Here is a 15,839-nt window from a genome sequence, read left to right on the forward strand (position 1 = left end):
TCAACGAGAACATCATGGCCCGACGCGTTTTCTACAGCTTCCATTACCAACCAGACAACTGGCGTGTCTCTCAGGTCCGCAACATCGGGGCCATTGAGGGCAACAAGCCGACATCCGACAACGACTGGGAAACCGTCACCAAGGGTGGCGATAAAGCGATCGAGAAGTGGATCGCGGACCAAATGCATGGTCGCAGTTGCATCGTGGTGCTGATTGGTGCCGAGACCGCTGGCCGTAAGTGGATCAACCACGAGATTATCGAAGGCTGGAACGCTGGAAAAGGTGTGCTCGGGGTTCACATCCATGGGCTGAAGGGCGTCGACGGTAAGACGTCATCCAAGGGCGCAAATCCGTTTGATCACATCACGTACGGTACAGGTGGCAAGAAGCTGTCCTCGATCGTGAAAGTGTATGACCCGCCCTACACATCGAGCACCGACGTCTACGACCACATCAAGAAGAACTTGGAGTCGTGGATCGAGAAGGCCATCGAGATTCGAGGTGCCAATTGAATGGCGGCGGTCAAACTTGGTCGCCCGACCGCGATCAGCGCAAATTCATCAGGGACTATGGCAACAAAGTCCTCAATGGTGAAGGCGCCCTGTTCGTCGGAGCTGGCGCATCTCGCGCAGCGGGCTTCGTTGACTGGCGTGGCTTGCTCACAGAAGTCGCCGAAGATCTGGAGCTGGACATCGACAAGGAGCATGACCTTCTGGCGCTGGCGCAGTTCCATGTGAATGACAAGGGCGGCAGGGGCAACTTGGATGATCGGCTCATCGAAGCCTTCACCAAGGATGCGGTGCCAACGCCAGTGCATGAGGTCTTGGCGCGCTTGCCCATCGACACGGTGTGGACCACTAACTACGAGCAGCTGCTGGAGCAAGCCTATGAGGCGGCAGGGCGGCGCGTGGAAGTCAAGCTGTCCATCCAGAATCTGGCCCAGGCTCGTAAAGGCCGCGACGTCACGATCTACAAGATGCATGGCTGCGTGACGCACCCGCATGAAGCGGTGCTGACCAAGCAAGACTATGAGCTCTATGACGTCAAGCGCAGGCTGTTCACAGACAGCCTGAAAGGTGACTTCATCGAAAAGACTTTGCTCTTCATTGGCTTCAGCTTCTCAGACCCCAACGTCGAACGGATCTTGTCAAAGGTCCGGGAGCAACTCGAGCAGAGGTGCAGGCAGCACTTCTGGATCACGCGTCGGACGCCGGCCGTGTGTCCAGAAGGGCGACGCAATGCGGAGGAACTCTCTTATGAGCGCCGCCGGGCCGATCTGCACAGCGGCGATCTCAAGCGCTACGGGATCCAAACGGTCTGGGTTGATGAGTACGAGCACATTCCTGAGTTGCTTCGGGCGTTGGAGGCGTACGTCATGCGGCGCGGTGTCTTCGTTTCGGGGGCGGCTGCGGATGCAGCGCCCTTGGGCGAGGCGCGTTTGAATGAACTGAGTCGAGCCCTTGGGCGTGAGCTCATCGTCAATGGCTTCAACCTGGTCTCTGGCTTCGGGGTTGGGATTGCAGAGCAAACCATCATCGGGGCCTACAGAGGGGTATATGAATCGACCCAATCGCAGCCCGCAGAACGCGTCTTGATTCGGCCGTTCCCGGGTCAGGCACCCGAACGTACGCGGTCTGCGGCTTTCAGGAAGCATCGAGTGGACATGATCTGCCGCGTTGGAGCACTGATTGTGTTGGCGGGCAACAAGGCTGGTGATACAGGTGAGGTGACTCCGTCTCCCGGCGTCAGGGAGGAGGTCGAGATCGCGCTGGAGCTCGGCAAGCCGGTCATTCCAATCGGCGTGTCTGGTCATGTGGCCCGGGAAGTCTGGGAGGCTGCCGCCCAGAACCCAGAAAAATACCTGCCTAGCTTAAATGCCGCGGCAGAGTTGAAAACTCTCGGAGATGTCAGTGCCACCACATCACAGCTACTGGATGCCGTGATGAATTTGTTGAGGCGGGCAGAAGCCATTGCGTGTGGACGGGATGGTCTCGACCCGCTTGAGCGCACCCATTTTCTGACTGTCGCTAAAACTTGACTTCTTTATGTGGAAATTCTCCTTCGAAAACTTCTACTTCTCACACCGATGGTTTTTCATGGGATTACCGCACCTTCTGCAACGGTGACCTCGCCGTGAAGATTTGGCCGTGGATCTGCTTACACTGTCGTGTTGGCCTTTGCATTTGAAGATTGATAAGCCACTAGGGAGGCGGGACTTGCAGGAAGTCAAAGATTGGTTCCATGCGTTTTTGCGGGCACGCGGCATGGACAAGGCCAATGGCCAGATGCTCTTCAGATACCGAGCAACACAAGCCGAGTATCTAGAACTCAAAGCAATCTTTTCTGCACGCTTTGAGGCTTTGGCGGGCATGCCTTGGCGACATGAGTCCAACGCGGAGTCTGCGTTGTTCGTCCTGTACGCTTCTGAATGGTGGCGGCGCGAGTACGCTGGGGGAGCTTGGCGATGGACCAGCATCTTCGAGTCGCTGACAAAAACTCCCTACCGAGTCGATCCGCTGGAGCGATCTGTAATCGTAGAACTGGGTCTTCGTGTCTGGGGGCATCGACCGAGCGATGACGGACATCGTTACCTCGGAGCGATCGTCGCTCATGGTGGATTGCCGCTCCAGTTGCTGGCTCGTAGAGATGGGGTGATTTCGCGCCTCTTGCTGAGCGCCACACGCAAGGCTCAGTCGCTGAGTTGGGGCGAGCAGCAACTGGCCGGGTACTTCGAGAGCCATCGTGAAGATATGGTTCAGCACGTTCGGATCGCAGAGATGTACCGACTGCTGTCCGAGATGGTGTTGACCGTCTTGACGCTGCGGGGGGAATACAAGCTCGCGGGTGTGGGCAACCCTGTGGCAGTTTTGGAGCAGATGGAGCCCAAATGGCGGGAGCGTTTCCCCATCGCGGTGGACGACCAGTCTGTTGATCCATTGCTGGTGGGATTGGTGCGTGAGGTATCACGCCAAGTCAAGATGGTGACGGCGTACCCGGTCTCTGTCTTGCGCACCCTTGTTAAGTTGGCAGAGGCTGACAGCTACGCGCTGTCAATGTCCTTGAGCATGCCGAGCACCATTTCGGTCGATGCACTGGCTTCTGTACTGCAAGTCGCGCCTTCAAAAGTCCCTCAGTCATTCGTACTGGAGATGGCGGGAGATCAGCGCTTGCCGTTAGGGCAGGGGAGGCAGTTGCTGGGGGCTCAGTACAGCACGGTGTTGCTTTCAGGGCGCCCGAGACGTTTCCTGGGCAAGGATGCGTGCCAGGAGGTGTTGTTTGCCTTGCGCAGCGTGGGGGCTGATGTTGTCTCACCCGCCTCAGTGCCAGGCGGCGAAGCGATGGACGACTCTGCGCCCTGGGTCTTTGACGCGGTTGAGGGGGTACTCACCCTGGTGGGTGTTGGCTCTTGCAAGGTTGCAAATGCATCGGCGCACGTTCTGGCCCCTGACCGTTTCAGGCTAGTTCCGGTCGACGACGCATCCGTCGAACTGATCGGGCTTGTGGAAGATCTGCCTGAGCCACGGTGGATACATAAGGTTGTAGGACGCGTTTCAATCTTCGCCGACGACGACTTGTACACCGTACAAACTCACGCTCCAACGGGAGTCGAGGAACAGTTCGTATGGAAGGGCAACCGGCTCTGGTGTCACTCTTCACCGTTCCCGGTTTATCAGGGTGTGCCTCGCCTGTACCGGTTGGACGAAGAGGGGCAGCCGCTTCCGATTGCCGACAAGGACATAGAGTGGGTGCAAGCGGTTCGCAAAGGTGAGCGCTTGGTGAACGTCAAATCTCATCGCGGTCCTGTAGACGCATGGTGGCTGGTCGACGGCAAGCGTCAGAGGCGGTTTCGTATGGCAATCGTCGCACCCGATGCTCGCCTTGCTTTCAAATCTGGCGATACGGAGTGCGACGGCAGCATCGAGCTCCACGGTTGGGGAGTCATGGCTCTGCATGCCAGCTCTGCGTTGTCACCTGTCTTTGCGCCGGATGCCTCGGTCGCCAAGTTGGCCATGAAGGCTAGCGGGCAACCCCCTGTGAACGTCACGGTGACAGCCGAATGGTCACCGGCATTGCCGGTATTGCATATTGATGTGCCATTTCCAGCCACAGGGGGGCGCTTTGCTAGGTCGGACGGAAGCGTATTGCCGAACTCGACCACGCTGACGTTAAAGCGAGCGCGCGAAGTGCATGTTCAGGTATTCGATCGAAACCCTAGCGCACCCAAGCGGTATCGGCTCGAGCTGCAGTTGTCCGGCGAAAGCCAAGGCAACCGAATGCGACGTGCAGAGATTGCGGTTCCCTTGGACGGGAATGGAGTGGGTGATCTCAGGTTCTTTGAGATCGAATCGACGTTGAATGGACTGTTCTGCCAGAGCGACTATCTTGATGCCTGCCTGGAGGTCAACTTGGTTGCGGGATCAGCGATCATCAGAACCTTGCGCATCAACCGCTACGACGTTGAGCTGGAAAGAGAGCAGCAGTCCTTAGCCTTGCTGGATTCGCAGCTGGCCAATGTGTCGGTCGATCAATTGGAAGGCATAGTCCTGCATGCGATCCCTCTGCTTGAAAGCACCATCGAGCCCCAGGTTCTTGAGCAACTGCTGTCTGGTGAACAGCCTGTGGGACGTTGGAGCATGGTTGGTTTGACAGCTGGACACAGCCCTTGGCTTATATACCCGAGCCAGATGTCGTCGTTGCTGGTAAGACCGACGCTTTGGTCGACGTCTGCCTTTGACCGACTCGGGGCGTTGCAGGCGCTTGGCGATGGCGCGTGTCCATTGTCCAGAGCGATGAGCTTATCTACTCCACATGACCGAGAACGAGATTTGATCAAGGTCGTGGCTGCCATGACGGAAGACATGGATCACCCCTCATGGAAGCTGGTGTTTCATCATTACAAGCACCTCAAACATCTCCCATTGAGCACCCTGGACTATTGGCGCGTGATAGGACGTAGCCAAGAGGCGAGCCTCACGGCGGCACTCAAATTCCCTGCCGATATCCACGAGCTGATATCGCGCATGAGAGACGAACTGGGCGTGATGTGGGAATTCACGTCGCGAGCGACTTTGCAGAAGGCTCATGACGGTCTGTCTGCATCTTTGTTGAAGCAGCTCGGAGGACCTGGAAGTCAAGGCGTGGTGGAAAAAGTCGTGGATGATATCTTCGACAAGATCGGTTCGGTGTCTGAAGCCCTGGCTGTTCAGATCGATTTAACACTTTTTGAAAAGTCGGGGAGACGAACTCCGCGTTTCGAGCAATCGGTAGCAAGGTTCGCGTCCGCCCCTGACGCCTTACTGCAGCAGCACTGGCAAGGTGAAGACTCCCACTTGCAGCGTGTCTTGTTGCGAAACCACGCGGATGAAAAGGTCTGGCCGTACTTCAAGCTGTGGGAAGAGCTTGTGGAAGCCATCACAGAGCACTGTGAGTCACGTTACGTCGATTTCATTCGTGCCCTAGGCCGGCGACTGCTTTGGGTACCGCAGGTCCCGCCGGGCAGTCCACCGGTATATGCCAAGTTCGATGTCGCTAATGCGCCGTTGCTTACCGGTTTCCTCGTTCAGGCTTGCGATGCGGGAAGATGGCTCCAGTCAAATGATCATATGGCTGCGCTGCGTCAGATCAAGTCATTTGACCCCATCTGGTTTGAGGCGGGGCTTCAACTTGGCGCTTTGCTTGCTATGAAGGCCCAACAGAGCAGCACGGCGGTGCGTCGATCTAGATAAGTCCATTTGTGAATTTGCATGAGTGGTCCTTCGATGATCACTTCACCCACAGAAACTATGAAGCCTGAGTTTTTTTCGTCGCTGCTGCCTGAGTTGAGCACCCGTGCGTCACGCGCCACCGTGGGTATCTTGGGGTTCTCCAATGAGCCTTTGCGTCGCCACTTGTTGTCGTTGTTTTCGAGGGGCTTTGGCGAGGCCGGCTGCTTTCTGGCAGACCCGGTGTTTGAAGCTACTTTCGGCTGGAAGACCGCCGACGAAAAAATGTCGCAGCTCTCAGGCAAGCTGTTGCATCCTGAGGTGGTCAGGAGCATGGACAAGCCGTGGGGTGAGTCGGCCAAGGACTACCGGTTTCCTGCGGATGGCAAACCCTATGCCCACCAGTTAGCAGCCTGGAAAGCACTGCTCGGGCCAGGTTGCCAATCCGTCGTGGTGACCAGCGGAACGGGCTCAGGCAAGACGGAATGTTTTATGGTGCCGGTGCTCAGCAGCATTGCTCAGAGCAAGACGGGGGGAGACAAGGGAAGCGGCGTGCAGGCCATATTCTTGTACCCGCTCAACGCCCTGATCCAGTCCCAGCGTGAACGCTTGAGGGCGTGGACCGGGCCTTTCGGTGGAGATATCCGCTTCTGCCTCTACAACGGGATGACGCCGGAAGAGGCGAAAGCGGATCGGTATCGCGAAGCGCCGAATGAAGTGCATGACCGTACCGTCCTGCGAACAAGTCCGCCAGAGATCTTGGTCACCAACCCGACCATGTTGGAGTACATGCTTGTGCGGGCGCAGGACGCTCCCATCCTGGACAAATCCAAAGGCAAGTTGCGCTGGATTGTTCTGGATGAGGCCCACAACTACATTGGCTCACAGGCGGCGGAGTTGGCTCTTTTGCTCAGGCGGGTACTGCATGCATTTGGTACCTCTGCCGAACAGGTTCACTTTGTGGCGACTTCGGCCACGATTGGCGCAGGCGATGAAGCGGCCCGACGGCAGCTGCAAGAATTCCTCTCCAGTCTGGCTGGGGTCAGTGCTGACCGTGTGACGGTGGTTTCCGGGGAGAGATCCATTCCCGAGCTGGAGTCTGTAGGTGAGCTGAGCTCCTCAGTCCCGACCATCGGAGATTTACAGCAACAGAGTGAAGACTCTGCGGGGCTGTACAAACGGCTGACAACGCATCCGGTTGCAAGGAGGCTCCGAGGACTCTTTGTGCCTGCCCAGAGTGGTCAGAGTTTTCAGCCCCTCTCTGCGGTGCGGCAAGCTCTCGAGTTAGCCAAAGTTGAGGCAAGTGAGTCTCATGCACTCCAGTGGCTCGACGTTCTGACACGAGCGGTGGGTGGCGATGGGCGTTCTGCCCGGGCGTTCTTGCCGCTTCGCATGCACGCTTTTCATAACACGTTGAACGGCATGTGGGCGTGTGCGCACGCTCAGTGCACGGCCAAGCGGCAAACAGAGTTGGATGACCCGGAATGGGCCTTTGGCGCGGTGTATACCGATGAGCGAAGGCACTGTGTTTGTGGTGCTCCTGTGTATCCACTGGTTTCGTGCAATGACTGCAATCAGACATTCCTGAGTGCTGATCTGGTGAGTGCTGGAACCATTCAGCGCTTGGTGGTCCCGGTGGAGGATGAGCCAGACGAGTTTTTGCTGGACCGAGATCCGGCAGAGAGCGACGAAGAATCCGATTCTGAGCCGGAGGCTGATGCAGCGCCAGCCCCTTCTGTGCGTACACATGTTTTGATTGTCAACGGGCACTCCTCCAGAGCACCGTTGTATTTAAAGCAGGATACGCTGGAACTGGCTCATGAAACGGTAGAAGACGCGATCCCAATTTGGATACAGGATGTCTCGATTGACGATGACGGTGGCTTAGTCCTCAGGTGCCCAGAGTGCGAGGGGCGTGAAACGCCATCTCGCCAGTTTAGAAGACCCAGACTCGGGGCTCCCTTTTACCTGGGGAATGTGATCCCAACGTTGCTCGAGTATTGCCCCGACGGTGAGACGCCTCTGGATATGCCTCGTCGAGGGCGGCGAATGATCACCTTCACGGACAGCCGGCAGGGTACTGCGCGCATCGCGGCGAAGCTGCAGCAAGATGCGGAACGGAATGCGCTGCGTGCAGCTGTCTACCGCAAGCTGGTGTCCGATACGGCGGCATCTGGTGGTGCGAGAGGAAAGTTACGGACGGAGATCGAACAGTTTCGAGCGCACTTACCCGAAGAAGGGCACCCGCTGCACCAAATCCTCTTGGCACAGATTCAGGAGAAAGAGACACAACTCGCTGAGCTCAGCTCAGGCAAGGCAGTCAATCACGAAGACATGGTGAGCTGGCTGTCGTCCCAATCGGCAGACATTAGTCGGTGGATCCATGCGTACTATGCAGAGTCTGACGAAGCGTTCAAGGGCAACAAAGGACCCGAACTGCTGGCACGCATCCTTTTGTGTCGTGAGTTCGGACGCCGCCCTAAACGGCAGAACAGTCTGGAGACCTTGGGGCTGGTCTCAGTGCAATACCCTAAGCTGAATCTGATCACGACACGCCGGGTGGCTGTGGAGCAGGCAGGCTTTACCTTAGAAGAGTGGCGCTCGTTCTTGAAGATTGCCTTGGACTTCTTTGTCCGGCAGCATTGGGCAATCCAGCTTCCTTCGAATTGGCAGCGCTGGGGAGCGGAGCGGGTCTTCCCAAAGCAGATTCTTCCACCGTCTTCGATCGAGAAGCAGACCTCCAAGTTGGTCAAGTGGCCCAAGGTTTCCGACAAGAACAGGAACAGTCGCCTCGTTCGGATCCTTGCTTATGTGTTGAAGACCGACCCGATGTCGGCTGTGGGACGTGATCGTATTGACGCGTTGCTCCTAGCTGCATGGGAGGATCTGACTCTGACCTCGGGGTTGCTGCAGATCGGTGCTGAACAGGGGCGCTACCTGGATCTGACCGACATCGCGTACCAGAACATCACACAGGCTTGGGTGTGTCCTGTGACACGTCGGGTGCTGGATGTGACGTTGCGTGGTGTCACTCCCTACCTGCCCGAGACGGCCCTTCACGATGGTGTGACTCAGTGTCGATCGATCACCGTGCCTGTCTGTGACGTGGTCGCGCGGGATTTCTCAAACGACGATGAGCGAGTCGAAGCAGCACGGGCTTGGGTGAGAGACCACCCGGCTCTGGTCGGCGCTCGGGTTGAGGGCGTGTGGTCAAACTTGAACGAGCGCATCGTGGAAGGCGCAGGCTTCTTCCGTGCAGTCGAACACTCTGCTCAGCAGAGTGGTAGCCGTCTTGAGCAATACGAAAGCATGTTCAAGATAGGGCTTATCAACCTGATGAGCTGCTCGACCACGATGGAAATGGGCGTGGACATCGGTGGTATCAATATGGTGGCGATGAACAACGTGCCTCCTCATCCAGCCAACTACCTGCAGCGAGCGGGTCGCGCCGGGCGCAGGGCTGAGACGCGCTCCGTAGCACTGACGGTTTGCAAGAACAATCCGCATGACCAGCACGTATTCCAGAACACGACTTGGCCTTTCACCACGAGGTTGAGGACTCCTGGTATCTCTTTGTCCAGTCCTCTGATCGTTCAGCGACACATCAACTCAATGTTACTCGCCAACTTCCTGCGCATTCAGAGCAAGGAAGGCAAACTCAACAAACTGACCCTTGAGTGGTGGATGTTGCCCAGAGGTGAAAGTCGCCAGGAGCGCTTTGTGGCTTGGTGCGAGTGTTTTGATGAGGCCAAGCATCCTGACCTGCGACAAGGCGTTCGATCCTTGACGGCACGGACCGTCTTCGAAGGCCGCGGTGTAGCTGCACTGGTAGCCGAAGCCGGCCGTACAGTAGCCAGGCACGCAAGGGAGTGGCTTGAGGAGCTCAACGCGATCAACGCGCAGGTTTCTGATCTCAGTGCCAAGGATGCAGACGACAAGATTCCCATGCGGGCGTTGGAAGTCCAGCTCAAGCGCTTGAAGGGCGAGTACTTGTTGCGGGAGCTGGCGACGAGTGGCGTCTTACCCGGATACGGTTTCCCAACCGACATCACGACCTTCGAAACACTCAACAAGGACTCAAGGGAGATTCAAAGGCAGCGTGACAAGTCTGATGGCGGACGTGAGGACAACAAGTTCCAAAGGCGGGAACTTCCAAGTCGGGATACGGTGACGGCGCTGCGCGAGTACGCCCCAGGGGCGAGTGTGGTGATCGACGGGCTGGTGTACCAGTCGGCAGGTATCACACTCAACTGGCATACACCTGCGACCCTGGACCAAGTTCATGAGTTGCAGAACATCAGGCAAGCTTGGCGTTGCGGGCACTGTGGCTCCAGTGGGACCTTTGTGCTGGCACAGAAGCTGGAACATTGCCCCGATTGCGGGCATGAGCTGGAACCCGGGGTCCAGCACAACCTGCAGTACTTGGAACCAGCCGGTTTCAGTGTGGATGTCTTCGCTGAAACCCACAACGACATCACGCTGCAGGAGTACGTTCCGGTCGAGCAACCCTGGATCACAGCCAGCGGGAGCTGGGTTCCTCTCCCCAACCCTGAGTTGGGAAGATTCAGGGCGACACCTCAGGGATCCGTGTTTCACCATTCGTCAGGCACTGGCCGTTCTGGCTACGCGCTCTGTTTGGAGTGTGGGCGTGCCGCGCCCATGGGGAACGAAGAAGATCCTGCTCATGGGATGCCCAAAGTCTTTCAGCGACCGCATACCCGGCTGAGAGGTGGAAAGACAGACGGGAATTGGATGTGTGGTGGTAGTGACAACGCATTCAAGATCAAGACGGGCATTCGATTCGGCCGCGAGTACACCACCGACGTCTTGGAGGTGGTTTTGCAGGATGGTGACGGTCAGCCATTGGTCGACTCGACGGTGGCCTTCACCTTGGCTGTTGCCCTGCGTAGAGCGATGGCGGAAAGTCTTGGGGTCGACGAAACCGAGCTGGGCTGTGACACCAAGATGCTGCGCGACGACCTCAATCGAAAGGCTCGCGCTATCCAGGTGTTCGATGTGCGGTCGGCGGGCTATTCCAGCTTGGTGGCACCTGAACTGCCCGCGTTGTTGCGCATGGCCAAAGCCAAGCTTCAATGCGATGCAGGGTGCGACGGTGCCTGTCAGATGTGCCTGCTGACGTTCGATACGAGGTACCGGTCAGACGACCTGAATCGGCAAGCAGCCTTGGATTTCTTCAGTGATGCCTGGTTGGATTCACTGACTCTTGATGTCCGACATCAGTTGTTCGGTACAGCCTCAAAGCCCGAGTTTCAGGCGGTGGATGAAGCGATATCGAGGGAGTTGAACCGTGGTGATGCCAGAAGGTTGCTCGTTTATTTGAATGGGGATCCCTCTGAATGGGATCTGCCTGCGTCTCCGCTGAGGCGATTGATGCACAGGCTCTCTGTCAGAGACGACGTGTCGCTAGCACTTGTCACGTCAACGGGTGAGTTGGGTGGCTTGTCACAGGAGAATGCGGCAGTCCTTCGAGGTCTCGACGCATTGGGTTCGGTTTCTTTGGTTGTGGGCAGACCCCCTGCTTTGGCGCGGGAAGGACGTTGCCTTGCAACCATCGAGCGATCAGACGGCTCCCATTCGACTTGGGCGACGACGGATAGTCTTGCCGCTGATTGCGGTCCTCAATGGGGGCAGTTGACCGAAGGCATCGTCATCGCAGCTCCGACCGTTCCCCCGCATTTGATGGGTGGTGCGATATCCATGCCTTCCAGCGATACGCCTGGTGTTCAATCGTTTGAGATCAGCAGTGAACTGGATGGCAAAGGTGCAGGGTTCGGTGAGAGATTCTGGAAGCACCTTGCTAGTGGGGAAATGGTGGCACTGTTTCCCAAGGGGTTAGTTCCGACTTCAATCGAATATGTTGATCGGTACTTGGCTACACCGGTGTCTTGTGCGCTCATGCTGGATGTCGTGTCAGCTCTCAAAGCCTATTTCCAGGCGGAAAACGATTGGGGCGATGTGCAAATTAGCGTGATCACCATGACCATAGACGAGAGTAAAACCTCACGCGGACGAGGTGCTTGGTGGTCAGATTGGGAGAAGACGGATCACCGTGACAAGGCGCTTGCGGCCGCTTTCGAGTACAGCGGTATGTCTGCGTACGTAACTTCAACCGAAAAACGCAACCTGAGTCATGGACGGCGCCTGAAGATTGGCTTCCAAGGGGGAGCGCAATTGGTGCTCTGGTTGGACCAAGGCTGGTCCTATTGGGCGATAGCAAAACACCATCGGCAAACAGTGTTGTCCTCCTTCGATACGCATCTTCCGCCTGCGGCCTTGGGGGAGATGTTGGCCGAGTTCCGCATCGATGTACAAGGTCATTCGCTTCCAACACAGCTGTTCGTGGATAGGCGGGATCTTCGCTGAAAGGCCGGACCTGACAAGCCTATGAGTTTTGGGATTCTCGCCTTGTTTCATACTCTGACGGTCCCTAGAGCAGTTCATCAATCCAAAACGCCAGTGTTTGTCACAGACAAAAACAATGAACGACATCATCTGCCCGCACTGCGGCAAAGCCTTCAAGATCGACGAGGCAGGTTACGCCGACATCCTCAAACAGGTGCGCGACAGCGACTTCGAGCACCAGTTACACGAACGCCTGGAACTGGCCGAGCGGGATAAGCTGACCGCCGTTGAACTGGCTCGAGCCCAAATGGCCGCCGAACTGCAGAAGCAGACAGCAGCCCGTGAAGCCGAAATACAGTCACTGAAGGCGAAGCTGCAAGCCGAGGAAGTGGCGCGACAACTGGCGGTCACGCAGGCCCTGGCCGATGTCGAAAAACAGCGCGATGCCCTGGCCAGTGAGCTCGAACGCGCCCGCCAGGAAACTCAGTCTGCGAAACAGATGGCCGAGGCTCGACTGTTGCATGAACTGCAGAAAGCCGCCGCCGACAAGGACACCCAGATCCAGGCCCTCAAAGCCCGGCTCGACGCCGCCGAACTGACGCAGACCTTGGCCATCACCGAGGCACGCAGCGCCCTCGAAAAACAGCGCGACGAACTGCAGGCCAGCCTGGAGCGCACCCGCCTGGAAAAGCATCTGGCCGAGCAATCCCTGCGGGACCGCTACGAGATCCAGCTCAAAGACCGTGACGATGCCATCGAGCGGCTGCGCGACATGAAAGCGCGCCTGTCCACCAAGATGGTGGGCGAAACCCTGGAGCAGCACTGCGAGACCGAGTTCAACCGCATCCGCGCCACCGCGTTTCCCCGCGCCTATTTCGAGAAAGACAACGATGCGCGCACCGGCAGCAAGGGCGACTACATTTTCCGCGACAGCGATGAGGGCGGCACCGAGATCGTCTCCATCATGTTCGAAATGAAGAACGAGAGCGACACCACGGCGACCAAGAAGCGCAACGAGGATTTTCTGAAAGAACTCGACCGCGACCGCACCGAAAAAGGCTGCGAGTACGCGGTACTGGTGAGCCTGCTGGAGCCCGACAGCGAGCTTTACAACACCGGTATCGTGGACGTGTTCCACCGCTACCCTAAGATGTACGTGGTGCGTCCGCAGTTCTTCATTCCCATCATCACGTTGCTGCGCAACGCGGCCATGAACTCGCTGAAGTACAAGACCGAACTGGCTCTGGTGAAGGCCCAGAACATCGACATCACCAATTTCGAGACCCAGCTCGACAGCTTCAAGGACGCGTTTGCCAAGAACTACGACCTGGCCTCCCGGCGTTTTCAGACCGCGATCGACGAGATCGACAAGTCCATCGACCACCTGCAGAAGACCAAGGACGCCCTGCTGGGTGCCGACCGCAACCTGCGCCTGGCGAACGACAAGGCCCAGGACGTGACCATCAAGAAGCTGACCAAAGGCAACCCGACCATGGCTGCCAAGTTTGCGGAGTTGAAGGCCTCGCCCCCCGATGCCTCCTGACCCCGAGCGTTTCCGATGAGTGGTCTGGGCGCAAGACCCAGGCTCGGGATGGCCTGCGTGTGGAGAGAGTGTTTGATTCACACCACAGTGCCCAAGACCCCAGGGTTCGCCGCACGCGGACCTCAGTCGTGAGAGAAAGTGGTATCACGAAAGCCGCGAAGTGGTAGCACAACAGCTTTCCCAAAACACCCCCAAAAGCAAAAAGCCCACTGAAAGTGGGCTAAGTGCTTGTTTTGTTTGGCTCCCCGACCTGGGCTCGAACCAGGGACCTACGGATTAACAGTCCGGCGCTCTACCGACTGAGCTATCGGGGAACAGCCTCAGATTATAGTGAGTTTTTCGGGCTTTCAGCAAAGGGGGGGCACTTTTTTGCCCGCGCGGCGTTCCATGCTTCCACCAGCCCCCGGGCGGCCGCTTCCGGATCGGCCGCGCCGGTGATGGCGCGCACCACGGCAAAGCTGCCCACGCCGGTGGCCGCCACGGCGGGCAGGTGTTCCAGGGCGATGCCGCCGATGGCCACCAGCGGCCAGTCGCGCATCAAGCGGGCGTAGGCGGCCAGGCGGGCCAGCCCTTGCGGTGGGGTGGCCATGGCCTTGAGGGTGGTGGGGAACACCGCGCCCAGTGCCAGGTAGCTGGGCCGCACGGCCGCGGCGCGCAGCATTTCGGCGTAACCGTGCGTGCTCACCCCCAGCCGCACACCGCTGGCGCGCAGTGCGGTCAGGGCTTCGGCCGGCAGTGCGTCTAGGTCTTCCTGGCCCAGGTGCACGCCGTAGGCGCCCGCGTCGATGGCCTCGCGCCAGTGGTCGTTGATGAACAGCAGGCTGCCGGTGCCTTGCACGGCCGCCACCGCGGCCGCCACCTCGGCCCGGATGGCCGAACGGTCGCTGGACTTGAAGCGCAGTTGCACCGTGGGCAGCCCGGCCACCGCCATGCGCCGCACCCAGGCGGCATCGGGCAACACGGCATACACGCCGAGTTCGTGGGGGCAAGCGGGGAAGGCGGGCGCCTGGGCGTCGGCCAGGCCGAAGTCGGTGGGCTCGCTGGGCCAGCACAGGGGGTCGAAGCCGCCGGTGCGTTCGGTTTGCCGTGCCCAGGCGGCGGCGATGCAGGCGGCGTCGGCTTCGATGAAACCCAGGCGCCGCGCGGCGGCGTGGGCGATGGCGCGCACACCGTCGTCGGACGCCGAGGCGTGGGGGTCGGCGTGGGACGGCAGGCCCAACGCCGCGTGTGGCTGGGCCAGGGCTTGCACCCGTTCGTGGCTGGGGGTCATGGGTTCAGGCGTGGTGCCAAAAGGGGGTGCCCAGCACCGGGGTGCTGGGCTGGGCGCTGTCCTGCGGACTCATGGCGCCACCCAGGAAGGCGCTGCGTCCGGCGCGCACCGCGTCGGCAAAGGCGCCGGCCAGGGCCACCGGGTCGCGCGCCAGGGCCACGGCGGTGTTCAGCAGCACCGCGTCAAAGCCCCATTCCATCACTTGGCAGGCGTGGCTGGGCAGGCCCAGGCCGGCGTCCACGATCAATGGCACCTCCAGCCGTTCGCGCAGGGTGCGCAGGGCGTAGGGGTTGATGGGGCCTTTGCCGGTGCCGATGGGTGCGGCCCAGGGCATGACCGCCTGGCAGCCCACGTCCACCAGGCGCTGGCACAGGACCAGGTCGTCGGTGCTGTAAGGCAGCACCTTGAAGCCGCTCTGGACCAGCCGTTCGGCCGCCGCCACCAGGTTCAGGGTGTCGGGTTGCAGGGTGTAGTCGTCGCCGATCAGTTCCAGCTTGATCCAGTCGGTCTCGAACACCTCGCGCGCCATCTCGGCGGTGGTGATCGCTTCTTGCAGCGTGTGGCAGCCGGCGGTGTTGGGCAGCACCGGCACCCGCATGTGCTGCAGCAGGGGCCAGAAGCCTTGGGTGGTGTCCAGACCGCCGCCGACCTGGGCCGTTTGGCGGCGCAGCGAAGCGGTCAGCATGCACGGCGTGGCCAGCGCCACCGCCTGTTCCAGCACGGCCGGCGAGGGGTAACGGGCGGTGCCCAGCATCAGCCGGCTGGCGAAGGTGTCGCCGTACAGCGTCAGGGGGTCGTGGGCAAGGATGGGGTTCATGGGCGTTCAGCCGCCGGTGACCGGGGCGATGATTTCGATCTGGTCGCCGTCGGCCAGCGGCGTGCTGGCGTACTGCGACTTGGGCACGAAGCGCAGGTTGACCGCTGCGGCGAATGGGCCGCTGGCCTGTGCCGCGGCCACGGC

The 15,839-nt window shown here is 59.2% G+C and carries 8 protein-coding genes and 1 tRNA gene; 5 read left to right on the top strand and 4 right to left on the bottom strand.

Features of this window, described 5'->3' with window-relative positions:
- Positions 1–14: 14 nt before the first annotated feature.
- The 5 genes from HA630_RS16575 to HA630_RS16595 all read left to right on the top strand — a co-directional run bounded on the left by HA630_RS16575 (position 15) and on the right by HA630_RS16595 (position 13,608).
- Positions 15–512 (top strand): TIR domain-containing protein, encoded by a 498-nt coding sequence (locus HA630_RS16575; protein ID WP_166836092.1) that lies wholly within the window; start codon positions 15–17, stop codon positions 510–512.
- Positions 509–2,038, top strand: a complete 1,530-nt coding sequence (locus HA630_RS16580; protein WP_166836094.1) for an SIR2 family protein — start codon at positions 509–511, stop codon at positions 2,036–2,038. Before HA630_RS16575 ends, HA630_RS16580 begins: the two co-directional genes overlap by 4 nt.
- A 178-nt stretch (positions 2,039–2,216) precedes the next feature.
- A complete protein-coding gene (locus HA630_RS16585; RefSeq protein ID WP_166836096.1) occupies positions 2,217–5,726 on the top strand; it encodes an STY4851/ECs_5259 family protein in 3,510 nt (1,169 codons plus the stop codon).
- 33 nt (positions 5,727–5,759) lie between these two features.
- Positions 5,760–12,086: a DEAD/DEAH box helicase gene (locus HA630_RS16590; protein WP_166836098.1), complete on the top strand. Its 6,327-nt coding sequence runs from the start codon at positions 5,760–5,762 to the stop codon at positions 12,084–12,086.
- A 115-nt stretch (positions 12,087–12,201) separates the two neighbouring features.
- Positions 12,202–13,608, top strand: coding sequence for a DUF2130 domain-containing protein (locus tag HA630_RS16595; RefSeq protein ID WP_166836100.1), 1,407 nt, complete (start codon positions 12,202–12,204; stop codon positions 13,606–13,608).
- A 238-nt stretch (positions 13,609–13,846) separates the two neighbouring features.
- Here HA630_RS16595 and HA630_RS16600 read toward each other — a convergent pair.
- The 4 genes from HA630_RS16600 to thiS all read right to left on the bottom strand — a co-directional run bounded on the left by HA630_RS16600 (position 13,847) and on the right by thiS (position 15,836).
- Positions 13,847–13,922 (bottom strand) — tRNA-Asn (locus tag HA630_RS16600).
- Positions 13,923–13,933: 11 nt separating this feature from the next.
- Positions 13,934–14,878: a thiamine phosphate synthase gene (locus tag HA630_RS16605; RefSeq protein ID WP_166836102.1), complete on the bottom strand. Its 945-nt coding sequence runs from the start codon at positions 14,876–14,878 to the stop codon at positions 13,934–13,936.
- A 4-nt stretch (positions 14,879–14,882) separates the two neighbouring features.
- Entirely contained in the window at positions 14,883–15,695 is an 813-nt protein-coding gene (locus HA630_RS16610) for a thiazole synthase (RefSeq protein WP_166836104.1), read from the bottom strand.
- A gap of 6 nt (positions 15,696–15,701) precedes the next feature.
- Positions 15,702–15,836, bottom strand: coding sequence for a sulfur carrier protein ThiS (thiS, locus tag HA630_RS16615; protein ID WP_371809271.1), 135 nt, complete (start codon positions 15,834–15,836; stop codon positions 15,702–15,704).
- Positions 15,837–15,839: the final 3 nt, after the last annotated feature.

The sequence above is a fragment of the Aquabacterium sp. A08 genome (assembly GCF_011742065.1).

Bases quoted from the DNA above. Each gene is read 5' to 3' on its own strand.
- HA630_RS16575 (WP_166836092.1), top strand. From the start codon at position 15: ATGGCCCGACGCGTTTTCTACAGCTTCCATTACCAACCAGACAACTGG.
- HA630_RS16590 (WP_166836098.1), top strand. From the start codon at position 5,760: ATGATCACTTCACCCACAGAAACTATGAAGCCTGAGTTTTTTTCGTCG.
- HA630_RS16595 (WP_166836100.1), top strand. From the start codon at position 12,202: ATGAACGACATCATCTGCCCGCACTGCGGCAAAGCCTTCAAGATCGAC.
- HA630_RS16605 (WP_166836102.1), bottom strand. From the start codon at position 14,878: ATGACCCCCAGCCACGAACGGGTGCAAGCCCTGGCCCAGCCACACGCG.
- HA630_RS16610 (WP_166836104.1), bottom strand. From the start codon at position 15,695: ATGAACCCCATCCTTGCCCACGACCCCCTGACGCTGTACGGCGACACC.